The sequence below is a fragment of the Bacillus cereus group sp. N31 genome (genome assembly GCF_016483245.1).
GTDB lineage: Bacteria > Bacillota > Bacilli > Bacillales > Bacillaceae_G > Bacillus_A > Bacillus_A toyonensis.
The window spans coordinates 668,075-693,005 of sequence record NZ_JAEHCH010000001.1; the positions used below are offsets into that span (position 1 = coordinate 668,075).

Here is a 24,931-nt window from a genome sequence, read left to right on the forward strand (position 1 = left end):
AAGGATAACCCATTTTTGTTATGCATTTGTTTTTAAAAGGGAACGAGCATCTTTTGCTGCTTGCACCATGTGTTCTAAAGCTGGAATAACTTCTTCCGTTTTTCTTGTTTTTAAACCACAGTCAGGATTAATCCAGAAATATTTAGGATCACATACTTGTAAAGATTGTTCTACGATTTCAAACATTTCATCTTTACTTGGTACACGTGGGCTATGAATATCGTATACCCCTAGACCGATCCCTTTTTCATATGTTGTATGTTTTAATGTATCAATAAATTCTCCGTGACTACGTGATGTTTCGATAGAAATGACATCCGCATCTAATGCACGAATAGCATCTACAATATCTTCGAAGTTACTGTAACACATGTGCGTATGAATTTGCGTTTCATTGGCTACAGAAGATGTTGCTAAAAGGAAGGATTGAACTGCCCATGTAATATATGCATCCCAATCTTTTTCTTTTAGTGGCATTCCTTCACGAAGCGCTGGCTCATCGACTTGGATTACTCTAATTCCAGACGATTCAAGTAATTCAATTTCATGACGAAGTGCTAATGCAATTTGATAGGAAACTTCTTTTCTTGAAATATCATTTCGAACGAATGACCAATTTAAAATAGTGACAGGTCCAGTTAGCATACCTTTTACTACTTTTTCTGTTAAGCTTTGTGCGTATACAGTTTCTTTAATAGTCATTCCATTTATAAAGGCAACATCACCATAAATAACAGGTGGTTTCACGCAACGGGAACCATACGATTGTACCCAACCGTTTTTAGTGAAGGAGAAACCAGCAAGACGTTCACCGAAGTATTCGACCATGTCAGTTCTTTCAAATTCACCATGAACAAGAACATCAAGACCGATTTCTTCTTGGTAACGAATCCATTTTTCTGTTTCTTTTTCAATAAATTGCTCATATTGTTCATTTGAGATAACGCCGTTACGCCATTCTTTTCGCGTTTGACGAACTTCAGTTGTTTGCGGGAAGCTACCAATGGTTGTTGTTGGTAATAACGGTAACTGCAGAGCAACTTGTTGTAATTCGTATCGTTTTTCAAATGGAAGAGGGCGTGAAAAATCTTCTTCTTTTAGTGCTGTTCGTGCTGCTTTGACATCTTCTCGGTTACGTGCAGCAGATGAACGTATTGTATGGTGCGCATTGCGATATGTTTCAAGTTCGTTACTAATGCTTTCTGTACCTTGAGTCAAAGCAGAATGAATGAGAACTAACTCTTCTAATTTTTGATTTGCAAATGCTAACGCATCGAATAGCTCAGTCGATAAGTGAGTTTCTTCTGTTTTATCGATTGGTGTATGCAATAAGCTACAAGAAGGCTGAACGATGAAATTTTTCGTTTGGACTTGTTTTTGTAACGTTGTAAATAACGTAAGAACTTCATCAAGGTCAGCTCTCCAAATGTTACGGCCATCTATACAACCGACTGCTAAAGTTTTGTCAGCTGGGAATCCGTATTTCGCAATAGCATTTAAATTACCTTCTTTACCGTGAACGAAATCTAAACCAACACTAGATACAGGGAATGTAATAATTTCTTCATAGTTTTCTTCTACACTATCAAAATATGTTTGTAAAAGAAGATTCGCGTTTGGAACTTCTTTACGAATAGCTTCATAAATTTCTTTCGCATGCTGAATTTCTTCTTTAGTTAAAGAAGCGAAAATCGGTTCATCAACTTGAATGATTTGTGCACCAGCCGCATGTAGTTCTGAAAGTAGTTGTACGTAAGGTGTAACTAACTGTTTTAAAATAGTAGCAAATTGATCTTGTTTATAGCCTTTTGCTAATTTTAAGAAAGTATATGGTCCTAAAATAACAGGCTTTCCATCTACGCCTAATTCTTGTTTTGCCTCTTCGTATAAGCGAAGTGGACGATTATCTTTTAAAGAGATTTGTAATCCCTCTTCATATTCAGGAACAATATAATGATAGTTTGTGTTAAACCATTTAGTCATTTCGGAAGCTACGTGATCTTTAGAGCCACGCGCCATTGCAAAATATACATCAAGGTAAGATGTAAACTCAGAAAAACGTGACGGGATAAAACCTAACATATAAGCAGTATCCAGAACGTGATCATAATATGTAAAATCGCCGACTGGAATGAGTTCAATTCCTTTTTCTTGCTGTACTTTTACGTGTTGAAGGCGAATTTCTTTCATCGATGTTAAAAATTGTTCTTCATCAATTTTATTGGACCAAAAAGCTTCCAATGTTTTTTTCCATTCTCGTTGTAGTCCGATACGTGGATAACCTAAGTTACTTGTTTGAATTGCCATTTTAAATTCCTCCCTAATTGAAAGTAAGCATTTCCGTTTACTAGGAAATACTTATAACAAAAAGTACAAAGACATAGAAAATAAGCCTTCCTTTTTGTTTTAACACCTCATCATCATCCGTGAATCTATCAGTGTTGTTAAAACAGGCAGGTCTCCTGACTTATGCTTCATATAATTTCTTTCACCTTCCCGTTCTCACAGTGGCACTAACAAAGAAATCTCAGCATTTACAGTGGCGGGACCGTGTTGGAGTTTCACCAAGCTTCCCTTTTAAACACGAAACGAAATTTTCGTGTACCTATTTTCCTTTTGAAAGGAATTTAACAAGCGATATGATATTGAAACAAATTCTAACATAATTTTTGGAATTTTGTCTACTGTTTTAAAATAAGAAAATTCTAAAGTTTTTATTTCTTAATATTCTGAATAATTTGGGTGTTTTTCAGATTAATGATATATAATGGAATGTGAAAATATAGAAAAATTGAGCGAGTAAAGAAGAGGGAACGTCTTCTTTACTCGCTCAATTTTCATCTACATCAAATTTTGAAAGTCGTCCTGCTATGGCATCGTTAAGGAGAGTACTTAACCATTGTAATTCAACGGTAATATGCTCAATAACACTTTGTAAAATATATAGTTGTGCACGTGGAATTTTTCCTTTACTGCAATCATATATAGTTTGCATTTTATGTAAATATTGAACGGTATCATGTTTCTTTTTTTCTAAAATTGGAACTAATTCTTGATCATCACCAAAATGAGTGAAAGAAAGTGCTGAATAAATTGGTTTATATATTTGGTTTTTTGCTTCGAACTGTTTTAAGAGTAACGTGTGAAATAGTTGTTTACCTTCCTCTGTTATATGAAAGATTGTTTTATCTGGTCTATTCGTATCACGAACAATAGTTGTAATGCGAATTGCACCTTGCTTTTCTAATTGCTCGAAGGCGTAATAAAGTGATCCTTTTGCATATTTAATATAATAATCCATCTGTCTTTCTTTCATTATGTGCTGCACTTCATATGGATGTTTATCTCCTTCGAGTAGCAAGCCGAGAATGACTAATTTCATGCTCATTCTGTCTCAACTCCTGTACATAAAAACTGTATCCCTACTAATTAAAGTTTGATTTTATACATATTATAAACGGCATATCCTTTTTCATAAAGGGATATGCCGTTCCTTTTTTAATACTAACTTACTTGTTTTTGCTTTTGTTTCGCTTTCGGTCCTGTAAATAGGCGTTCATTTCCCATAAGTAAAATACAAATAATACTTAGTACAGCTGGGATCAGTGCCCAGAAGAATGTGTTGGCAATAGATGTAGCGAGAGCTTCTTTAATACCAGTTAATATTTCTGCTGGAATCTTCTCGGTAGCACCTGGTGATAATAAGAAACTTGTGTCTCCACCTTTTGGAGCTAATTTTGCAAGTTCAGGAGGGAACACAGTGTTTAATTTATTAATAAAAATATGATTTTGAATTGTACCGAAAATCGTTACACCAAGAGTCATACCGAGTGAACGGAAGAATGAGTTTGTTGATGTAGCAGAACCACGGTCTCTCATTTCTAATTTGTGGATAGAAGACATACTTAAAACTGAGAATGAGAAACCAACCCCAAGTCCAGCGAGAACCATAAATAGCGTTACAAGCATACGAGGTGTGTCCATTGTTAAGGTGCTTAGTAAATAAATACCAAGAACGAAGAAAACGCCAGATACCATCATAATGTTACGATAGCTTGTTCGTGAAGCTAACTGTCCACCTGTTTGACTTCCAATTACAGAGCCGACCATCATTGGTGTTAAAATTAATCCAGCATTTGAGGCTGAACCTCCGAGAACACCTTGAACGAAGATTGGGATATAAACTGTACAGATGATAAAAGCAGCACCATAGAAAAAGGCAACGCCTTGGCTAGCTGCAAATAAAGGTTTTTTAAATAGATGGAAAGAAATGATAGGCTCAGTTGCTTTTCGTTCTACGAAGAAGAAAATAATAAGCATAATAACAACAGTTGCAAATAAACCGATAATTACATTAGAGTCCCATGCATACGTTTTACCACCAAGTTCTAGTGCGAACATCAAGCAAATAATACTAATGACAAGTGTAATAGCACCAGCCCAATCAATTTTTTGTTTTCTAAATTCTAGAGATTCACTGTAGTATTTAGTAATGAAGAAGAAGGAGATAAGCCCTAATGGAATATTAATATAGAAGACCCAATGCCAACTTATATAGTCCGTAATATAGGCACCTAATAAAGGTCCAAATACACTTGATGTCCCGAAAACTGCACCGAATAGCCCTGTCATATTCCCACGTTTTTCTGGCGGGAATATGTCATACATAATTGTGAAGGCGATAGGCATAAGGGCGCCACCACCAATACCTTGAATTGCTCTATAAATACTTAATTGTTCAATACTAGATGCTGTCCCGCAAAGTGCAGAACCGAATAAGAAAAGAATGAGTCCACCAATATAAAAACGTTTCCGTCCGTACATATCAGAAAGTTTTCCGAAAATAGGCATCCCTGCCATTGTTGCTACCATATATGCCGATGTGACCCAAACAAACTTGTCAAATCCTCCTAAGTCTCCGACAATCGTCGCCATTGCGGTTGCAACAATTGTATTATCCATTGCTGCCATTAAAATACCAAGTAGTAAACCAGCAACAACAAACTTTGTATTGTTGGAGTCTTTTTTTGATAGTTGAGTTTCCAAATATGCCCCTCCTTTAATAATAAGTAAACTATATTAAGTTTTAAATGCAACGCATAAAAATCTAAAGCATAGTTCCTCTTAAACTCTCTTACATAAGTGCACTGACATGCCATAAAGAATATTATAGTCAAATTTGACTAAAAGGCAAACTTTTTCTTTCACCAAAATATCCTTTTGTATGGAAAGAAAAAGAGTGAGCAATACTGAATATTGTTATAAAGTCAATGAAGTAAATTGTAAAAAATATTTCAGTAAGAATACTTCCTGTTAACAGTTGAAAAATGGTTTTTTCTTTATATTGTCGAATAGGATAAAAGGAAGGGAACTATTAAATATCGTTTGTAACAAGCGTTCATCATTTTTGTAGTTTATTGTGTAAAGCGAAAGAATAGAATTGTATGGATGGTACATCTGAAATGAGGTGAATATATATTATGAAAATATGGAAGCGAATTTCGGATCAAGGAAGGGATACAATACCGTTACAGCCGGTATTGTGGATTGATGGCTCAAAAAAGGAAGGCGAACTTCCTAATGTAGCAGTTACATTACAAATCCGTAGTATGTATGAAGAAAAATTTTCATATGAACTAATCTATGATGTAAACGACATACTTATTATGCGAATTGAAGTTGAAAATAAAGGAATTGAAGTGATTTCGCGAGTCGTTGTAAGTCATATGATTAGAGATTGCTTTTCGTATATTCCGAATTCTCTGCAGGTTAATAAGGGGATGAGCGAGTTTTTATTCCAGCTTGTAAGGTGGAGAATCGATAATTTATTGCCGAACGAGAAGGTGGAACTAAGTTGTAAATTAAAAGCAAATAAAGATAAAGCGGTTAAAACTGCATTGTTTAAGGCTACATACACATTTCAACATAAAGCAGTCTCATATGGCCCATTGCAAACAAATGAAGTTGTGGTGCGGCAATGATAAAAAGGAACCTGCGCGAAAGGTTCCTTTTTTAATGGAGGTTGTGCTTCTTGAGTATTTTCTTTTGTTCGATTCCTTTTTTTCCTACATAGTTATTTTTATAACCAAAATATAGAATGAATAGAAATGAAATAACATTTACAATAGCGTCGATTTGATCGTTCGTAATAAAGTTTATTCCGAAAGAGGTAAATAGTAGCTTTAATGATAACAAAAAACCAGCTAGTAAACGTATAGCATCTGATAGATTTTCTTTTTGTAACATATAGGTCACTCCTTTCTATAAACGATATATAGTATATATATGAAATAGAATAAAAAGGAATACAAGCTCTAGCGGAAATGTACATAGAATATGTACATTTTTTATTTGGTAGAAAAACATTATTGTTATAGAAACATATATTGGTATAGAAAGGAGAGGAAGTATGAAACATAAAGGGAAGATTAGTGGATTATTACTAGGGAATACTGTTGCTGTTACGGAATGGATTGCGCTTCAGGATGTAATTGCAAAATTAGATTCGCGATCATTTTATACTGTCTTTATTATTTATATTTTGCAACTGTTGCTAAGTTGTTACTTTGGCCATTGGTACGATAAAAGAGAAAACGGACGTATGAATATGGAAGTAGGGGGAATGGCGAGTAATGATTTTGTTGTTGATTTTTTTGAAAAAGTAGCTGCTTTATCTGAACGAGATTCTCGCAATATTACAGTGTACATTCTTTCCGTTAAAGAATGGGAGGGATTAAAGGAAACAGTGCAAGAAAAAAAGTTGGAAGCGTTAGTACAGAGAGTGGAGTCTACTATTGTAAAGACGATTCGAAAAGGTGATGTCGTTACAAAATGGGATGAAAATAAATATGTTATTGTAGCGATTGATAATGGTCATGAAAAATCAACAATAACACGACGATTAATGAAAAATATTGAAAGTGAAATAGAAAGTGGTTTATTAAGTGTGACGCTATTATTTGGGGCTGCTAGTTATCCAGTAGAAGGGAAAACTTTTGAAGAATTGTTAAGAAAGGCACAGAATCAATTGTACCAGTATAGAAATTTGAAAGATAACGAGTAAAACTTTGAGTTAAAGAAGTATGATATGAAGAAATTCGGATTGTAACATTTTTTTGACTTTTATTACAAAAACAACTTTTATTGTAATAAAAGTCTTTAAAAATATATGAAATAGGCATATAATTATGATGGATGTGTCAATGCATTTGCACAATGTGTTTCATTTTAAAAGTGTAGAGGAAAACATGCTCTACACTTTTCCTTTTTAGGAAAGGAAAAGAATATTTGTAAGTTGTTGCGAGGTAGTATTTGTACTGTGTAAAATGAACAAAGAGATTATTTGATAGAAAGCGGAAAGGGAATGATAGATGTGAGAGATCGACAATCATCTTTTATCAGGTGAATTATTATAGTTGTTCTTCTAATTATTATGGCTCTGGTGAATTCCATTGTATTTTAAGGTAATACATAGTGTGAGTAGAGAATGAAAAGTGCAAAGTGAAATATACTTAGTAGATGGACATGAAACTGCTACATAATTCAAAGAGAATAACGTGAAAAATAATTTCAAGTAATAAATGTGTACAAGCATGATAAACAATACTGATGATCTTCGTAAAAAAGATGCGAGTGTGAAGTGTATAGAAGGATTATATGATTTTTATAGCTTTTTTACACAAGGATCGTTTATAAGTAGGAGGAAAAGATGTTGAAATATAGTAAATTAGCAATTGTAGCCGCATTCTCAATGGTTTTATTAGCGGGTTGTTTCGGGCCAAAACCAGAAGAGGAATTATATGTAGCATTTGAAAATGCTGCCAAGCAAGAAAAGACAATGTTTGAAGATGCAAAAAAACTTGAAACCTTAGAGAAAGAAGGACAAGAATTATATAACCAAATTGTTCAAGAAGGAAAAGATAATAATCAAGTCGTTAAAGAAAAGCTGAATCAAGCAGTAAAGAATACAGATGAACGAGAAAAAGTGCTTACAAAAGAAAAAGAGGCTTTAAATAAAGCACAAGAAGAAGTGAAGTCAGCTGATAAGTACGTAAAGAAAATTGAGGATAATAAATTAAAAGACAAAGCGGATAAAGTTAAAAGTGCGTATGAGAAAAGACATGAGTCATTTAACAAGATGTTTGATAGCTATAATAAATCTTTAAAGCAAGAAAAAGAGTTATATACGATGCTACAGGATAAAGGTACAAAATTAAAAGATATTAGTGAGAAAGTTAAAGTAGTAAATCAATCGTATAAGGATATTGAGTCAGAAAAAGATAAGTTTAATGAATTCACGAAATCTTATAATACAGAAAAAGTTGCATTTTACAAGCAAGCCAATATTAAAATTAAAGAAGAGAAAAAATAAAACAGTTTGGCCTAACATAGGCCAAACTGTTTTATTTTTTTGTATAAGTGCGGCTATACCATGGAACAGGTTCACTTAATTTTTTTTCTTGTTTCAGTGCTTCAGGACCAATATAATCTTGAAGTGTTTTTTTGGAAACTGTTAAAGACAAGGTTGTTTTCGGGTTTCGGTAGGAGGATTCAAGATGACCAAGATGTGGTAGGTTTCGAAAATCTTCTTTCGTAGGAGGGATGTGGAAATAATAATCGCCTAACCGTATAAGAACATCAGATTGTTGTTGGCTAAAACGTGGATTTCTAGAGAAATGTAATCCTTCTTTAATTGCTTTTTTTTCGGCGATTAAACGCTCTAAAGCTGTCTTTTTTAACCAGTATAAATATTTAGGGTTAGTTGCAGCTTTGGCATGACGATTCACAACGAAAATAGATTGAGCTAGTCGATTAATAGGATGTGGGTTTTGTAATTGAGATTGTGGTTGTGAAGGTTTCATATTGAATCTCCTTTCAATTTTTCATTATTATAACATAAATAAAAGAGGTTTTTATTATATGCAAAAAGTGATTGTATACATTTTCAATATTAAAGCAATATTGTTACAAAAAACAACTATTTTGTATAATAGTAATAGAATGTGTTTTGAAATTTGATAATGAAAGAGTGAGAAGTTTGAAAGAACTATTAAAACAACAATATGCCATTATAGATATTGGATCTAATACAATGCGTTTAGTTATTTATGAAAAGCAAAATGGAGGTTTTTATAAAGAAATTGAAAATACGAAAGTGGTTGCTCGGTTAAGAAATTATTTAATCGATGGTGTTTTGAATGAAGAAGGTAAAGAAGTATTGTTACAAACATTATTTCAATTTCAAGAAAGTACAAAATTCCATCAGCTGCATCATGTACTTTGTGTTGCAACGGCAACAATTAGACAGGCTGAGAATCAAGAGGAGATTAAAAAACTTGTTGAAGGACAAACAGACTTTACTCTTAGAGTGTTATCAGAATATGAGGAAGCACGTTACGGCTATTTAGCAGTTATGAATTCTACTTCGTTTTCGGAAGGAATAACAGTAGATATTGGTGGCGGAAGTACGGAAGTTACATATATTAAAAATAGAGAGATTTTAGAGTACCATAGTTTTCCTTTTGGTGCGCTTTCTTTAAAACATCTATTTATTAAAGGTGATATTCCTACTAAAGATGAATTAGAGGAAATTCGAGAGTATTTAGAGTGTCAATTTCGAACGTTACCATGGTTAATTGATAAGAAATTGCCTCTTATTGCAATTGGTGGTAGTGCGAGAAACTTAGCAAAAATCCACCAAAATTTAATAAACTATCCTATAGCGGGAGTACATTTATACAAAATGAAAGAAGAAGATATTGAAAATGTAAAAGGTACATTAGAAAAACAATCGTTTATCGAACTTCAGAAAATGGAAGGATTGGCAAAAGATCGAGCTGATACAATTATTCCAGCGGTTGAAGTATTTCATAAACTTGTAAATATTATAGAAGCAACGGCATTTGTATTAAGCAAAAAAGGATTAAGAGAAGGTGTTTTCTATGAAGAGTTGACGAAAGATTTAGGGATTTCATATTATCCGAATGTAGTTGAAGAAAGCTTACATTTGTTATCACACGAATATGAAATGGATATGGAATTTGTCATTCAACTTATTAAACATGGAAGATTGATTTGTAAACAACTCGAAGAAATGGGACTGATTTCTGTTTCAATAAAAGACTGGGAAGCATTCCATCAAGCAGCGAAAGTATTTAACATTGGAAAATATATAGACGAAGAAGCGAGTCGTTTACACACGTTTTATTTATTGGCGAATAAAACAATTGATGGCATGATGCATAAAGATCGAGTGAGGTTAGCGCTTATTGCATCTTATAAATCAAAAATGCTATTTAAACAACATTTATCTCCATTTGAAGGTTGGTTTGATAAAAGCGAACAAAAAAAAATCCGCCTATTAGGGGCTGTTTTACAATTTTCAGCTGCTCTAAATGTAAGACAAAGATCGCTTGTTGATACGATATCCATAACAGAAAATAAAGAAGGATTAACGTTTAGAATTTTATGTGAGCAATCGGCATTAGCAGAAAAAGTACAAGCTGAAAAACAAAAAAAGCAGCTAGAAAGAGTGTTAAAAACGAATATTAACTTGTCATTTGAATGAAAACGTTAGGTTGTACGGATGTCTTTACAAAAAAATTACACTTTATAATATTGTAATTTGCTAAAATAGAAGTAACTAAATTATAGTAAAAAAGTTTCAAGGGGAAGTGTGAAGGGAATGGAATTGTTGAAGGGGAACATCGTAAATTTAAATGATACAGCATATTATAATAACCGAGAGCTAAGTTGGTTAGCATTTAATGAACGTGTACTACAAGAAGCGCAAGATGAAAATAATCCACTCTTGGAAAGATTAAAGTTTATAAGTATTTTTAGCTCGAATTTAGATGAATTCTTTATGGTACGTGTAGCGGGTTTGAAAGATCAAGTGAGTGCTGGGTTTAATCAACCAGAAAATAAAGCTGGCTTAACACCAAAAAAACAATTAAATAAAATTGCGATAAAAGCCCATGAATTAATGACCGTACAATATGATACGTTTAAAAATTATGTATTGCCAGCGCTTGAATTAGAGGGGATTGAGCGTTTAACATTCCATGATTTGACGAAAGAACAGAGAGAATTTATAGAAGATTATTTTGATGAGCAAATTTTTCCGGTTTTAACGCCTGTAGCTATCGATGCATACCGTCCATTTCCGATGTTATTAAATAAAAGTTTGAACTTAGCTACTCTTTTATATGATGAGAAGCAAGTGGAGGAAGAAAACCGTACGAAGTTAGGAATTGTGCAAGTTCCTTCATTACTTGAACGCTTCATATTTTTACCGAGTGAAGGGCAAAAGCATAAATTTATTTTATTAGAAGACGTAATTAGTAGTTTTACTCATAAATTATTCACAGGATATAAAGTATCATCTGTTACTCGTTTCCGTATTACACGTAATGCGGATTTAACAATTCATGAAGAGGGTGCGAGGGATTTATTAAAGGTAATTGAAAAAGAGTTGAAAAAGCGTAAGTGGGGAGCTGCTGTACGTTTAGAAGTTGGCAAAGAACACATTGATGAAAGAGTATTAACATTATTATACGAGGTGTTGGAAGTAAAAGATGAAGATGTATATATAATGGATGGACCGTTAGATTTAACATGTTTATTCTCTTTATATAAAAAATTAGCACCATTATATGAACATCTCATTTATCCAGCCCTTATTCCGCAACCACCTCAAGACTTAGGTGATGAGGAAGATGTATTTGAAAAGGCGATTGAGCATGATATTTTATTACATCATCCTTTTGAATCGTTTCAGCCAGTAGTTGATTTTGTCCGTGATGCGGCAGACGATCCGAATGTACTTGCGATTAAACAAACATTATATCGAGTAAGTGGTGATTCTCCGATTATTCAGGCACTAAAAGTAGCAGCTGAAAAAGGAAAACAAGTCACAGTGTTGGTGGAGTTAAAAGCAAGGTTTGATGAAGAGAATAATGTTCATTGGGCTAAAGAATTAGAACAGGCTGGGTGTCACGTTATTTACGGTGTAAGTCACTTGAAAACGCATAGTAAAATTACGCTAGTTGTAAGAAGAAAAAACGGAAAAATCGAAAGGTTCGTACATCTTGGAACCGGAAATTATAATGATGCAACAGCAAAGCTATATACCGATTTTGGCTATATTACATCACGAAAAGACTTTGGGGTCGATGCAACAAATTTCTTTAATTATTTAAGTGGTTATACAACGAAACCGCATTTTCACCATTTATCAGTTGCACCATTTGATATAAGAGAGCAATTTATGGATTTAATAGATGAAGAAATTCGTTATCATAGGCAATATGGAAATGGCTATATTATCGCTAAGATGAATTCACTAACGGATAAACCATTAATAAAAAAAATGTATGAAGCATCACAAGCGGGAGTAAAGGTAGAGCTCATCGTTCGAGGAACATGTTGTTTAAGACCTGGTATTCCAAATGTAAGTGAAAATATTCGTGTAGTTAGTGTTGTAGGAAGATATTTAGAACATAGCCGTATTTATTATTTCCATCATAATGGAGAGGAGAAAATATATTTATCTTCAGCTGATTGGATGACGCGAAATATGGAGAAACGAGTAGAAATATCCTTCCCAATTCTAGATATTGAAATGAAAGCAAGAATAAAGGCGATTTTACAGCTTACTTTAGCAGATAATGTGAAAACACGCGAACAAAATAAAGACGGTGACTACTATTATGTTATTAATAGTGGTGCAGAGGAGATTGATAGCCAAGTGAAGTTGTTTAAGATGGCGTATCAAAATACAGATGCTGAATAGCAAGAACAAAGTAAAAAACCTCTTATTAATAAGAGGTTTTTTACTTTGTTCTCTACTTATTATACGTTCTCAAAATAGAAGAATGTGTAGAGAGAATAGTTTTTATTGTAAGCATATTAATCGATTGTCTAATAGAGAGAATAGCGTTGGTAGAATTGTTGGCATACATTAATAATAGTATGGTTGTTGACAAGGTCCACCATAACAAGGATAAGGTGCTGGTGGCGGGTAAGGTGGTGGATAAGGTGGATAAAATGGTCTAGGGCCGAAAGCTAATGCTCCGCCGAGCAATCCACCAGCAATTCCAGCTAGAAATGGAACGCCAAAAAACGGAAAGAATCGTGAGTCGCCTACTGGGCCAATAGGTGCTGAACGAACTGGGATTGGTTGATAATATGGATACATGAACAAACCTCCTTTATTGGACTCACTTTTATCATATGGTAAACGAAACGTGGATGAGCGCGTACAAGAAAGGATATGTAAGAAAATAGGCGAATTATTACGAATGTTGTAGGGTGAAAAGTGTAATTTCAGGTTTTGACATAAACCGGAATGGGACACGTGTTCTTCCAAGTCCGCGATTGACATAGAGAGATAAGTCTTGAATGGAATAGAAGCCTTCAATGTAGTGTTTGGCAAGTGATGGGGTAACGATAGCACCTAAAAAAGGGATTTTTACTTGTCCGCCGTGGCTATGACCAGAAAGTTGCAAGTTGATTGGATATGTAGCAATTTGTGGCGCAATATCTGGCTCGTGAACAAGAACAATGTTATAAGTATTTTGCCGCGCTTGTTGTAGTGTTTCCGCTATTTTTGGTTTGCCAAGTAGTATATCATCGAGTCCGAAAATAGAAATTTCACTATTATCCAGTAGACGAATTCGTTTTTCGCTATTTTGTAATAGTTCAAATCCAGATTCACGCATGATGTGATCATAGTATTCAGTTCCATATCCGCCGTGATCATGGTTACCATAAATAGCAAATTTACCGAAGGGTGCTTGTATATTCTTTAAAATGGATGCAACGAAAGGAGTGTCAGTATATGTTTGGTAATTATCAATGAGATCACCAGTAAAAAGGACAATATCTGGGTTTGCAGCATTAATCTTAGAAATGATTTGAGATAAATGTTGGAGCGAGAAATAGTATCCGAGATGTAAATCGCTAAATTGAAGAACCTTCATACCATGAAAACTTTTTGGTATGAGCTGTGATTTTAGTGTGTGCTCTGTAAAAGAGATCATATGCGGCTCTATGTATTTAGCGTAATAGTAACCGATACTAGTGGTTATAAATGAATATAGACAAGTGCGTATTCCATTTTTTAAAAAATTTCTTCTTGTAAGTTGCTTCATAAAAGTATGAGTATACCTATTTGATTTATATCATGTGTTTTCGTTCCATATACAGGCTACTCAAATCTCCTTTCAGTTTTTTTTTAATATATTTAAAATAATAAAGAAGTAGTATAGCTTACGGAAAAATGAATGAAAAGAAGTCTCTTTAAGTTAAAATATCAGAAAAGTTTAAAAATATAAAGATTTCTATCAAATAAAATGATAAAATGAATGTGTATTCATTTTTGGGAGGGATATATGTGAAAGAGAAGGTAGTAATTATAACAGGTGGATCGAGTGGAATGGGAAAAGGAATGGCAACTCGTTTTGCGAAAGAAGGGGCACGAGTTGTTATTACAGGGCGTACAAAAGAAAAACTGGAGGAAACAAAGTTAGAGATTGAACAGTTTCCAGGGCAAATATTGCCTGTACAAATGGATGTACGAAATACTGAAGATATTCAGAAAATGATTGAACATATTGATGAAAAGTTCGGACGAATTGATATTTTAATAAATAATGCAGCTGGCAACTTTATTTGTCCAGCAGAAGATTTATCTGTGAATGGCTGGAATTCGGTCATTAATATTGTGTTAAATGGTACATTTTATTGCAGTCAAGCTGTCGGGAAGTATTGGATTGAGAAAGGTATAAAAGGAAATATCATTAATATGGTAGCGACATATGCATGGGATGCAGGTCCAGGAGTTATTCATTCGGCTGCAGCAAAAGCTGGCGTATTAGCAATGACTAAAACGCTTGCTGTTGAGTGGGGACGTAAATATGGAATACGAGTTAACGCTATCGCACCAGGGCCGATTGAACGTACGGGCGGTGCCGATAAATTATGGATTTCAGAAGAAATGGCTAAGCGTACACTACAAAGTGTGCCACTTGGAAGACTAGGTACGCCAGAAGAAATTGCAGGTCTAGCTTATTATATATGTTCAGATGAAGCTGCATACATAAATGGAACATGCATGACAATGGATGGAGGACAACACTTGCATCAATATCCATTTTAAGAGGGATGACCAAATGAATGTTTGATTCATTTTTTGTGGTAAAATGTGACGGAATTGTGACATGTGAAAGAAAGGTATTTACAAGAGGTCATATATACGGTATATTTAAGACCTCTTTTTTCTTCATAGTAGAATTGCTAATTCCCCTTAGCATTTTACCCCTCTAATCCCTTCAGGAAAACTGAAGGGATTTTTTATTATTTTTCCGTAAATATCGTGTTATAATTTTTGAAAAGTAAAGGGAGGGAAGCACGTTGATAGATGCATTAGATGTAATGAGTAACTTGGATAAAGTCCTTCCTTATTATCAAGCTATTTTTAGTGCTGATGAACATACAGTAATTGGATATGAAGTAGTAGGACGTATTCAAACAGAAGAGGGCATACAAAGTTTAGCTTCGTTCTTTCATGATGATTCTATTCCAAGTGAGTTTCAACTGGAAGCGGATAATATTATAGTAGAAAAAGCTTTAAACCGTTATTTAGAAAGCAATCAAAAATTGTTATTATTTATACATCGAAATGCTAACGTATTAATGAATGACGAAGATGAAAGTTTACTTCAACTTTTATTGATGTATGAAAAACAAGGTTTAAATTTGAACCACATTGTTTTAGAGATAACAGAGCATGAATGTAAAGAAGATATTGAGCAATTTAATCATTTGCTTATGTATTATCGTACATATGGTATTCAGATTTCGATTAATAAAGTTGGAACGGGTACAAGTAATTTAGAACGTATTAGCGTGTTAGCACCTGATATTTTAAAAGTAGATTTAACAAACTTAAGGCAAACTGCACTTATACAATCTTATCAAGATATTTTATATTCCTTATCTTTACTTGCAAGAAGAATTGGTGCAACGTTGTTATATGAAGAAATTGATGCTTTTTATCAACTACAATATGCTTGGAAAAACGGTGGTAGATACTATCAAGGTAATTATTTAAAAGAATGTTTACCTGATTTTATTGAAACGAATGTTTTAAAAGAGAGACTTGGTAATGAATGTCATCAATTTATTCAGCATGAGAAAAAGAAGTTGCAAAAAATTTATCATTTAACAGAGATGTTACGTGATCGAATTGGTGATGTTCTGTCAAAACAAAAAAAGAATGAAGATATAAATGATTGGTTATTACAATTTAGCCAAAGTATATCACAATGTAGTTTTCGCATATTTATTTGCAATGAAGATGGTTTTCAACAATCAGGTAATGTTATGAAAAAAGATGGGGAATGGATTGTGATGCCGGAGTATTATATGAAGAACTGGAGTTGGCGTCCGTATTTTCTTGAGAATATTATGAAAATGCGTTTTGAAAATAAGGCGAGACTTTCAGATTTATATGCCGATATTGAAACTGGTGAAATGGTACGAACATTTTCTTTCCCGATTGATGATGAAAACTTTTTATTTATAGATTTATCTTATGAATATTTATATGAAGAAGATGTTTTATTTTAATGCACGAAGAGATTCGTGCATTTTTTTGTTTGTTTTTATCAGAAATTGGTAATAGTGAAAATGGTGATGAAAATGCTGTCTATCGTTGTAAAGATTTTACGAACGAAACCATCCCTTTCTTTGCATAATCATTGTTACAATGAATACTACAAAGACAAGTTCTTTTAAAAGGAAGGTGGAAAAATGAGGAAATATGGAATATGGCTTGTTCTATTTGTATGTGTTGCCTTTCTAGTTGGTTATAGTGTTACAACTGTTTTAGGAAAAGAGGAATTGAAAGTCGATCGGAAAGACGTGTTTACAACGATACAAAAAGGCTATGAAACCCAATTTTCAATTCGCGGGAAGCATTTGCCGATGAATAAGATGATAGAGACGTTATCACCGTATTTTACAGATAATTTCCTTCAAGTATTTACAGATGAAAATAGTAGAAGTGATAAACAAAGTGGTGAATATTTACTTCCAGCAAAAGAAGCACCGTTTTCTTTTAATTCGGAAACGAAAATGGCGTATGATGAAGAGCATAAAAATTTATATGTATATGAGCGGGCGAAAAGTGGACAATATCAAATTGTAACATTGAAAAGGGATCAAGATAAATGGAAATTAGCAGGGTATCATGAAAGCCAAGAACTTTTAACTGAAATAAAAAGGTTACAACAATTATAAAGTGCAACTTTAATCAGTGGGGGCTTTATATCCTACTGATTATTAGCTTTCATCAATCGGGAGTTTTACTGCCCATAAATAACGAGATAAAAATAGGAATAGGTATTTACCTATTCCTATTCTATATTGAGTAGCTGTTGTAATTTTTCGATTTGAAAACCTGCAACCACTTCACCGTCGATTACAACTGTTGGAGTTGAATAGGAATCATAGTCGTATAAAAGGCGATCGCGAGCAGCAGCGTCTTTTTTTACGTCAAATTCTTCATATGCAACGTTATTATGCTTTAAAAATTCTTTCACAATGACACATGGCGGACAATCAGGTTGTGTGTAAACCTCAATTTTTTTCATTGTAATTCCTCCTTTTTTCTGTTTTTTATTATATTATTCCAGTATGGAAATCGCAATAAAGAAGGAAAAAGATGTTCTTTCTGTGTTTTCCTTTGCATTTCGACAAATTTTTAGTTGAGTTTCTGGCCAATAACCTTTATCCTAGACTGTGGAACATTTTTTCTGTTATGACGGATAGAATGAGTATAGCTGTAAAACCTATTGGTAGGAAGATTAGAGAAAGGAGAGATTTCATGTCTCTACTCCAAGGAATTTTAACACGACTTGTTAGTCTACAAGAACAAGCTGTAAGCGGTGAAGTAGCACAACGCTATTTTGAAGTGAACGGTGAGCGCAAATGTAGCGTGAAATTTTTCGATAAAAGTGAAATGTATGAATTAGAAGTGTATCAACAAGGTGAAAAACCTCAAGTGTATCAATTCGATAATATCGATATGGTTGCAATTGAGATTTACGATATCATTTCTTGATACATATAAAAAAGGTACTGCCTATGGCAGTACCTTTTTTAGTTCTTTTACTTTCCAGTATATATGTATAGGAATTTTTCGTTTTTCCTACAATGGTAATAAAGTAAGACTTTAATCAGTGGAAGTGCTTATTATCGACTGATGATTGGCCTACATCAATCAGGAGTTTTACTGCTCGAAAATAGCGTGATAAAAATAAATAGGAGGTGTGTTATGTGGAACGTTTACCAGTTGTGATCTGTCCTAATTGCCACAATTCTGCAGAGATTATTCATGTATTAACGGCTCAATCGAATCAAAATGTAATTTATACTTGCCAAGTTTGTCATTTTGTAATGCGAAATATTGAGACGAATAAAGGATAGTAAGTTATAATTTTTGTTTTTGTCCCATACAATGAGAATACGAAAAGTCTGTCTAATGGAAAGGACGTGACTATGTGGACGGTGGGCATAAATTCTATAATGTTTCAGAGAGACATTTGAATTTTGATACGGTCTTTAACCGCATTTGTAGTTTCATTGAAAAGGATCCACGAAATTTATATCGATTATCTATTGGGACAGACTCACAGGCACATCAAAAAGATACGAGATTTATTACGGCAATCCATATTCACCGTGTTGGAAAAGGGGCTTGGGGATGTTTACACCATAGGTCAGTAAAAGATAAGCCGGCAACATTACGGGAGAAAATATATTTAGAAACACAGTTTAGTCAAGAAATCGCTTGCCTATTTACTCCTAACCATATACAAACCATATGGGATTTATTGCATCCATATGCTCAAGATGGGGCTGGGTTCATAATGGAAATTCATTTGGACATAGGGAATGATGGTTTAACAAAAGAATTTATTTTAGATATGACAGCGAAAATTCAAGCGATGGGATTAACTGCAAAAATTAAGCCGGATGCTTATGCGGCATTTAGTTATGCAAATCGATATACGAAATAATTTTTATATGGTTACAATTGTTACATGTTTTTATTAAAAACTGAATATTACATCTACTAAATAAGTTGGAAATTTTATATAATGAGAGTAACGATGGGATTATAAGGAGAGGGGTATATGCAAAGGGAATTTGTTTTAACGAAAGAAGAAGAAAGTTTGTTACTAGATATTCTATTTCAACAAAATTATGCGAGTGAAATTTTAGCTGTAGAACTTACAGATATTGAGAATGGTTTGAAACAGACAGATGTGACGCAATATAAAAAAATCACAAGGTTATTTTACAGATTAAAAAATAAAGGGTATTAAGCGCTACCGTAATGGTAGTCTTTTTTTTGTGTTGTATGCTAAAATAGCTGTGTAATTGTATTTTTATTGAAATAAAGTTAGGACAAAATAATAATATGAAAACGCTGTCATAAAATAAGAATAGAGTCGATGAATATAAGCAGGAAAAAGGGAAAATGGGGGATGTAACATGATTAGTATTCCGAAAGACGAGTTTCAGCAAATTTTTGTGAAAGATTTAATGATTTCATCAGAAAAAGTAGCACATGTCCAAATTGGGAATGGATTAGAGCATGCTTTACTCGTTCTTGTGAAATCTGGATATTCGGCAATACCTGTTTTAGACCCAATGTATAAATTACATGGGTTGATTAGTACTGCTATGATTTTAGATGGTATGTTAGGGTTAGAGCGCATTGAGTTTGAAAGACTTGATGATATGAAAGTAGAACAAGTGATGAAGGAAGATATTCCGGTTCTTAAGTTAGAAGATTCATTTGCAAAAGCTTTAGAAATGACAATTGATCATCCTTTTATTTGTGCTGTAAATGAAGAAGGGTATTTCGATGGGATTTTAACACGTAGAGCTATTTTAAAATTATTGAATAAAAAAGTACGGCAGCATAATAGATAGATAATAGGAGGAAAGTGACTTCATAGAAACGGAGAAGTCACTTTTTTTCGTGCATATCAGTTGTGTATGTATTATATTTAAAAAGACATAAAACATAAGGAAAGTTCGAACTGAAAAATTGTATTTTTTGTATAAAAGTATTCAGTTAAATTCAGGATGAAAAGCTTATTGAAATAAGGTGTATGGAAGCTAAGGAAAGAGGGAGAAAGTTGCAAATTGATGATTTTCAAATGATGGTTGTGTTAGCCCAGGAATCAAATATGAGAAAAGCGGCGGAACGTTTATTTGTTTCCCAACCTGCGCTTAGTCAACGATTACAATCTATGGAGAAACAATGGGGAATGAAATTTTTTATTCGTTCACAAAAAGGATTGACAATTACACCTGAAGGGGAAAAAGTCGCAAATTATGCAAAAGAAATGTTACAAAGAGAAGAGAATATTAAGAGCGAACTGGCAGTTTTTAGAACGGAAACATATGGAACGTTAAAAATAGCTGTTGCATCGGTTATTGGTCAATATTGGCTCCCTCCTGTGTTGAAAAAGTTTGTACAAAAGTATCCTTCTGTGAAGATATCGCTGTTTACTGGCTGGAGTAGTGAAGTGCAAAAGCAATTTTATGAGGGCGATGTTCATGTAGCTATATTAAGGGGATCACAGGAATATAAAGGACAAAAGCAACAATTATTTGAAGATGAATTATATTTAGTCGATAAAGAAATAAAAGATATTTCGATGTTAAAAGAAACAAATAGACCATTTATTCAATTTAAAAGTGATTCGACTTATTATGGTCAAATACAAAATTGGTGGTATGGGTTATTCTCTAACCCACCTAAGCGAACAATTGTAGTTGATCAAATTGAGACGTGCAAACAACTTGTTCTAAATGGTATAGGTTATGCGTTATTGCCTTCTACAGTATTAAAAGAAGTGCAGGAAAATATGTATAAAACACCTGTTCAATTAACGAGAGAAACATGGTTGTTAACAAGTGAATCAGCAAGACAATTGAAGCAAGTACAAGCGTTTTTAGAAATTATAGAAGAAATTCAAAGGGAAAAATAAGATTATTGTCTTGCTACTCGCTCTATCGTTTGGTAGAGTAACAATATAAATGGATTTAGGAGGCAACAAGAATGAAAATGATGGACGCTAACGAAATTATTTCGTTTATTCAAAAAAGTGAAAAGAAAACTCCTGTAAAGGTATACATAAAAGGGGATTTAAAAGAAGTAACGTTCCCTGAAACAGTACAAGCATTTGTAAATAAAAAATCTGGTGTAGTATTCGGAGAATGGTCTGAAATTAAGACAATTCTTGATGAAAATAGCAAGCACATTGTTGACTATGTAGTTGAGAACGATCGTCGTAATTCTGCAATCCCAATGCTTGATTTAAAAGGTATTAAAGCTCGTATTGAGCCAGGCGCAATTATTCGTGACCACGTTGAAATTGGTGACAACGCTGTTATCATGATGAATGCAACAATTAACATCGGTGCTGTAATTGGCGAAGGTACTATGATCGACATGAACGCAGTGCTTGGTGGACGTGCAACGGTTGGGAAAAACTGTCACGTAGGTGCAGGTGCTGTACTTGCGGGTGTTATTGAGCCACCTTCTGCAAAACCAGTTATCGTTGAAGACGATGTTGTAATTGGTGCAAATGTAGTTGTTTTAGAGGGCGTTACAGTAGGTAAAGGTGCAGTTGTAGCAGCAGGAGCTGTTGTAACAGAAGATGTGCCTCCATATACAGTTGTTGCGGGAACTCCAGCACGTGTAATTAAAGAAATTGATGAGAAGACAAAAGCGAAAACTGAAATCAAACAAGAGCTTCGTCAATTAAACCCAGAGAAATAAAAAACAAAAAGCGTAAGAGCATAAATAGGCTCTTGCGCTTTTTATAGATAGAGGTGCAAAAATGACAGTAAGCAAATTTGTCCAAGTTCGTAGAGATTTACACAAAATCCCGGAAATTGGATTTAAAGAGTGGAAAACACAACAGTACATTTTAGAGTATATAGAAACACTTCCTAACGAATATTTGGAAGTGAGAACATGGAAAACAGGTGTAATTGTTAAAGTAAATGGGAAAAGCCCAGAGAAAATAATAGGTTATCGTGCAGATATAGATGGTTTGCCAATAACAGAGGAAACTGGATACGAATTTGCTTCTGTACATAAAGGAATGATGCATGCATGTGGACATGATTTGCATACAACAATTGGTCTAGGCCTCCTAACAGCAGCTGTGAGTGAAAGAATAGATGACGACCTTGTGTTTCTATTCCAGCCGGCAGAAGAAGGTCCAGGTGGCGCTCTTCCTATGTTAGAAAGTGAAGAGCTAAAAGGATGGAAGCCTAATATAATTCTTGGTCTTCATATTGCACCAGAATACGCTGTAGGAACAATTGCGACAAAAGAAGGTCTGTTATTTGCGAATACATCAGAATTATATGTTGATTTAAAAGGAAAAGGTGGACATGCGGCTTATCCACATACTGCGAATGATATGATTGTTGCAGCCAGTCACCTTGTTACACAACTTCAATCCGTTATTAGTCGTAATGTGAATCCTCTTGACAGTGCGGTAATTACAATTGGAAAAATAACAGGTGGTACAGTTCAAAATATTATCGCAGAAAAATCTCGTTTAGAAGGAACGATTCGAACATTATCAGTGGAATCAATGAAGCGTGTGAAAAGCAGAATTGAGGCAATTGTTGCAGGTATCGAAGCTTCTTTCCAGTGTGAGGCGATTATAGATTACGGAGCAATGTATCATCAAGTATATAACCATGAAGAGTTAACGAGAGAGTTTATGCAATTTGTACATAAACAAACTGATATGAATGTTATTACATGTACTGAGGCAATGACAGGTGAAGATTTTGGTTATATGCTTCGAGAAATCCCTGGATTTATGTTTTGGCTTGGAGTAAATTCAGAATATGGTTTACATCATGCGAAATTAAAACCAGACGAAGAAGTGATTGAAAAGGCAATTACATTTTTAAGCCAATATGTAAAGTGGAAAGGAAATAGAAAATAAAACTTCCGCTTTCTTGAAGGTTCCAAAAAACTTTTTGTTCGGAGGTGTAAGTAACGCTCGTATAGATTGATTTTAGACATTTACATACAAATGAAAGAATTAAAGTTAATTGTACTGTTTTAATAATGAGCAGGGGGTTTTAGCCACTGCTCATTATTAATTATTTGACTAACTTATATATGTTTACTTTTAGTATGAAAAGTGTGTAAAATCAATGTGAAACATAGAAAAAAGGGTGGGGAATTACGTGCAAATTAGCAGTGCGATTTTATGTTTCGTCTTATATGCGTATGTTATTATTGCGGCGGTTTATTTTGGAATAAGTTTTTATGCCTATCGTCTAGTAGATAATAATGAATATGACGAAACATACAAATGGGTGAAGAGGTATTTATCACCTGTACTAGAAATTATGAATGGGTTTGTGCTCTTTTTATTTATTGGATTAATTGCTTTCTCAACGAGTTTAGTAGGGAATAAAACTACATTATTTGTACTAGGTATCATTATTTTTATGCTGCTAGGTATACGAATTGGTAATACGGTCTTTTGGAATGAAAGAAAAGTAGATGGTTGGACGGGAATGTTAATCCCGTGTATGCTAGCTGCAATCGTGACAAATATAGAGCATGAATATTATCAATTACACTTTTGGCTTATTATCGTTTTAACGATTCTTTCTGTTTTGTATATAAGTACAGTAGTACTAACATACATTGCATATGAAAAAGGAGATGTTCAAGGTACCCGCTTCTTTAGAGGGCGAGCACTATTCTGGAGTGTGCCAACAATGGCGGTTATCGGGATTATTGCGATATTAGTGAATGGATACCAATTTTCTAATTGGCAACTGTTGTTAGAAAATTGGTGGATTTTCATCGTTTCATTTATTGCTTTTTTAGGCGCAACGCATTATTTATTCCATCAACATCATTACATATGGGCGCTTGTATTTGCTTTTACGCAGCTTCTATTTGCTTTTTTCGGCCAAGAAACGTTATTGTTCGTTTTTGAAACATTTAGTTCGTTTGGAAATATATTTGTATTTGGTATGTTACTTGTTGGTATCGCCTTTTATTTACAACAATATTTTTATATACAAAAACAAAAATAAGTATGATTTACACGTTTTTGTGACGTATATAAAGTATGTTACAATGAAAATACATAGTACTTGAAGTTATTGGAGGAATTCCTGTGAGTGAGAAAGAAAAAGAATTTGCTGTCATCGGGCTTGGGCGTTTCGGTGGAAGTATTTGCCGAGAACTAGCTCAATTAGGTATGGAAGTAATGGCAATTGATTCAGATGAGGATAAAATTAATGAGTTTGCAAATATAGCTTCACATGCTGTAATTGCAGATTCAACAGATGAGATGGTATTGAAAAGTCTCGGCATTCGTAATTTTGATCATGTAGTCGTTGCTATTGGAGATAATTTAAATTCAAGTATTTTAACAACGTTAATTTTGAAAGAGTTAGGTGTAAAAAATATTACTGTAAAAGCTCAAAATGACTATCATGAAAAAGTATTAAGTAAGATAGGTGCAGATCACATTGTACATCCAGAGCGTGATATGGGAAAACGGATTGCTAATAATATTGCATCAAGTAATGTATTAGACTATCTTGAGCTTTCAGATGAGCATAGTATTGTAGAGATTATTGCAAATAAAAAAATTGATGGGCACTCTTTAATTGAATTAGATATTCGTGCGAAGTTTGGATTGAATATTGTAGCAATTAAACGTGGTAAAGAAGTTATCGTCTCTCCTCGAGCTACGGAAAATATTCAAGCGGGGGATATATTAATTGTAATTGGTCATGATGACGAAGTAGATCGTTTTAAACACTTTTTAAGATAAGAGAAAAG

27 protein-coding genes and 1 riboswitch are annotated in these 24,931 nt (G+C 33.8%); of the genes, 19 read left to right on the top strand and 8 right to left on the bottom strand.

Annotated elements, in window-relative coordinates:
- Positions 1-18 precede the first annotated feature (18 nt).
- The 3 genes from metE to JDS81_RS03650 form a co-directional block, all read right to left on the bottom strand.
- Positions 19-2,307, bottom strand: coding sequence for a 5-methyltetrahydropteroyltriglutamate--homocysteine S-methyltransferase (gene metE / locus JDS81_RS03640; protein WP_097954290.1), 2,289 nt, complete (start codon positions 2,305-2,307; stop codon positions 19-21).
- Between the two features lie 128 nt (positions 2,308-2,435).
- A riboswitch (cobalamin riboswitch) is annotated at positions 2,436-2,624 on the bottom strand.
- A 206-nt stretch (positions 2,625-2,830) separates the two neighbouring features.
- Positions 2,831-3,388 (bottom strand): PadR family transcriptional regulator, encoded by a 558-nt coding sequence (locus JDS81_RS03645; protein ID WP_000062081.1) that lies wholly within the window; start codon positions 3,386-3,388, stop codon positions 2,831-2,833.
- A gap of 116 nt (positions 3,389-3,504) precedes the next feature.
- Complete coding sequence (locus JDS81_RS03650) at positions 3,505-5,046, bottom strand: MDR family MFS transporter (protein WP_097954289.1); 1,542 nt, start codon at positions 5,044-5,046, stop codon at positions 3,505-3,507.
- Positions 5,047-5,480: 434 nt separating this feature from the next.
- Here JDS81_RS03650 and JDS81_RS03655 point away from each other — a divergent pair, with 434 nt between their 5' ends.
- A complete protein-coding gene (locus JDS81_RS03655) occupies positions 5,481-5,981 on the top strand; it encodes a hypothetical protein (RefSeq protein ID WP_097954288.1) in 501 nt (166 codons plus the stop codon).
- A 31-nt stretch (positions 5,982-6,012) separates the two neighbouring features.
- Here the strand turns inward: JDS81_RS03655 and JDS81_RS03660 are convergent, their stop codons facing one another.
- Positions 6,013-6,246 carry an SPP1 phage holin family protein gene (locus JDS81_RS03660; RefSeq protein ID WP_000939445.1) on the bottom strand — a complete coding sequence of 78 codons (234 nt, stop codon included), beginning with the start codon at positions 6,244-6,246 and terminating at the stop codon, positions 6,013-6,015.
- Between the two features lie 163 nt (positions 6,247-6,409).
- Between JDS81_RS03660 and JDS81_RS03665 the strand changes: the two genes are divergently transcribed.
- Entirely contained in the window at positions 6,410-7,063 is a 654-nt protein-coding gene (locus JDS81_RS03665; protein ID WP_000680808.1) for a diguanylate cyclase domain-containing protein, read from the top strand.
- A gap of 645 nt (positions 7,064-7,708) precedes the next feature.
- Positions 7,709-8,371 (top strand): YkyA family protein, encoded by a 663-nt coding sequence (locus JDS81_RS03670; RefSeq protein ID WP_097954287.1) that lies wholly within the window; start codon positions 7,709-7,711, stop codon positions 8,369-8,371.
- Between the two features lie 31 nt (positions 8,372-8,402).
- Here JDS81_RS03670 and JDS81_RS03675 read toward each other — a convergent pair whose 3' ends face one another.
- Positions 8,403-8,861, bottom strand: a complete 459-nt coding sequence (locus JDS81_RS03675; protein WP_097879212.1) for a YkyB family protein — start codon at positions 8,859-8,861, stop codon at positions 8,403-8,405.
- 176 nt (positions 8,862-9,037) lie between these two features.
- Between JDS81_RS03675 and JDS81_RS03680 the strand changes: the two genes are divergently transcribed.
- Positions 9,038-10,567: a Ppx/GppA family phosphatase gene (locus tag JDS81_RS03680; protein WP_000661381.1), complete on the top strand. Its 1,530-nt coding sequence runs from the start codon at positions 9,038-9,040 to the stop codon at positions 10,565-10,567.
- Positions 10,568-10,684: 117 nt separating this feature from the next.
- Positions 10,685-12,793, top strand: a complete 2,109-nt coding sequence (locus JDS81_RS03685; RefSeq protein WP_087969768.1) for a polyphosphate kinase — start codon at positions 10,685-10,687, stop codon at positions 12,791-12,793.
- Between the two features lie 168 nt (positions 12,794-12,961).
- Here the strand turns inward: JDS81_RS03685 and JDS81_RS03690 are convergent, their stop codons facing one another.
- Both JDS81_RS03690 and JDS81_RS03695 read right to left on the bottom strand, forming a co-directional pair.
- Complete coding sequence (locus JDS81_RS03690) at positions 12,962-13,198, bottom strand: hypothetical protein (RefSeq protein WP_000283739.1); 237 nt, start codon at positions 13,196-13,198, stop codon at positions 12,962-12,964.
- A 97-nt stretch (positions 13,199-13,295) separates the two neighbouring features.
- Complete coding sequence (locus JDS81_RS03695) at positions 13,296-14,153, bottom strand: metallophosphoesterase (protein ID WP_097954286.1); 858 nt, start codon at positions 14,151-14,153, stop codon at positions 13,296-13,298.
- 242 nt (positions 14,154-14,395) lie between these two features.
- Here JDS81_RS03695 and fadH point away from each other — a divergent pair, with 242 nt between their 5' ends.
- The 4 genes from fadH (at position 14,396) to JDS81_RS03715 (ending at position 17,304) form a co-directional block, all read left to right on the top strand.
- Entirely contained in the window at positions 14,396-15,160 is a 765-nt protein-coding gene (gene fadH, locus JDS81_RS03700) for a 2,4-dienoyl-CoA reductase (RefSeq protein ID WP_000660910.1), read from the top strand.
- Between the two features lie 254 nt (positions 15,161-15,414).
- Complete coding sequence (locus JDS81_RS03705; protein WP_000564311.1) at positions 15,415-16,632, top strand: EAL domain-containing protein; 1,218 nt, start codon at positions 15,415-15,417, stop codon at positions 16,630-16,632.
- Positions 16,632-16,760 (top strand): hypothetical protein, encoded by a 129-nt coding sequence (locus tag JDS81_RS03710; protein ID WP_000544074.1) that lies wholly within the window; start codon positions 16,632-16,634, stop codon positions 16,758-16,760. The genes JDS81_RS03705 and JDS81_RS03710 overlap by 1 nt, the downstream gene beginning before the upstream one ends.
- A gap of 55 nt (positions 16,761-16,815) precedes the next feature.
- Positions 16,816-17,304: a DUF3993 domain-containing protein gene (locus JDS81_RS03715; RefSeq protein WP_001233803.1), complete on the top strand. Its 489-nt coding sequence runs from the start codon at positions 16,816-16,818 to the stop codon at positions 17,302-17,304.
- A 116-nt stretch (positions 17,305-17,420) separates the two neighbouring features.
- On the opposite strand, the gene JDS81_RS03720 is transcribed toward JDS81_RS03715, so the two are convergent.
- Complete coding sequence (locus JDS81_RS03720) at positions 17,421-17,657, bottom strand: glutaredoxin family protein (protein WP_000717871.1); 237 nt, start codon at positions 17,655-17,657, stop codon at positions 17,421-17,423.
- Positions 17,658-17,890: 233 nt separating this feature from the next.
- Here JDS81_RS03720 and JDS81_RS03725 point away from each other — a divergent pair, with 233 nt between their 5' ends.
- The 10 genes from JDS81_RS03725 to JDS81_RS03770 all read left to right on the top strand — a co-directional run bounded on the left by JDS81_RS03725 (position 17,891) and on the right by JDS81_RS03770 (position 24,923).
- The gene (locus JDS81_RS03725) at positions 17,891-18,127 is read left to right on the top strand and encodes a YkuJ family protein (protein WP_000055152.1); all 237 of its coding nucleotides are present in this window, start codon (positions 17,891-17,893) and stop codon (positions 18,125-18,127) included.
- 215 nt (positions 18,128-18,342) lie between these two features.
- Entirely contained in the window at positions 18,343-18,492 is a 150-nt protein-coding gene (locus JDS81_RS03730; protein ID WP_000440536.1) for a hypothetical protein, read from the top strand.
- A gap of 74 nt (positions 18,493-18,566) precedes the next feature.
- Positions 18,567-19,085, top strand: a complete 519-nt coding sequence (locus JDS81_RS03735) for a ribonuclease H-like YkuK family protein (RefSeq protein ID WP_000348650.1) — start codon at positions 18,567-18,569, stop codon at positions 19,083-19,085.
- Positions 19,086-19,202: 117 nt separating this feature from the next.
- Positions 19,203-19,394, top strand: a complete 192-nt coding sequence (abbA, locus tag JDS81_RS03740; protein WP_001188532.1) for an antirepressor AbbA — start codon at positions 19,203-19,205, stop codon at positions 19,392-19,394.
- A 169-nt stretch (positions 19,395-19,563) separates the two neighbouring features.
- On the top strand, positions 19,564-20,007 hold the full coding sequence (cbpB, locus tag JDS81_RS03745; RefSeq protein WP_097954285.1) for a cyclic-di-AMP-binding protein CbpB: 444 nt from the start codon (positions 19,564-19,566) through the stop codon (positions 20,005-20,007).
- Positions 20,008-20,189: 182 nt separating this feature from the next.
- Positions 20,190-21,074, top strand: a complete 885-nt coding sequence (locus JDS81_RS03750) for a LysR family transcriptional regulator (RefSeq protein ID WP_002039481.1) — start codon at positions 20,190-20,192, stop codon at positions 21,072-21,074.
- Between the two features lie 71 nt (positions 21,075-21,145).
- Complete coding sequence (dapD, locus tag JDS81_RS03755) at positions 21,146-21,868, top strand: 2,3,4,5-tetrahydropyridine-2,6-dicarboxylate N-acetyltransferase (RefSeq protein ID WP_000783253.1); 723 nt, start codon at positions 21,146-21,148, stop codon at positions 21,866-21,868.
- Between the two features lie 61 nt (positions 21,869-21,929).
- The gene (locus tag JDS81_RS03760) at positions 21,930-23,060 is read left to right on the top strand and encodes an N-acetyldiaminopimelate deacetylase (RefSeq protein WP_000218682.1); all 1,131 of its coding nucleotides are present in this window, start codon (positions 21,930-21,932) and stop codon (positions 23,058-23,060) included.
- A 247-nt stretch (positions 23,061-23,307) separates the two neighbouring features.
- Complete coding sequence (locus JDS81_RS03765) at positions 23,308-24,174, top strand: hypothetical protein (protein ID WP_001167326.1); 867 nt, start codon at positions 23,308-23,310, stop codon at positions 24,172-24,174.
- Between the two features lie 83 nt (positions 24,175-24,257).
- Positions 24,258-24,923, top strand: coding sequence for a potassium channel family protein (locus tag JDS81_RS03770; RefSeq protein WP_001290442.1), 666 nt, complete (start codon positions 24,258-24,260; stop codon positions 24,921-24,923).
- The last annotated feature ends 8 nt before the right edge of the window (positions 24,924-24,931 follow it).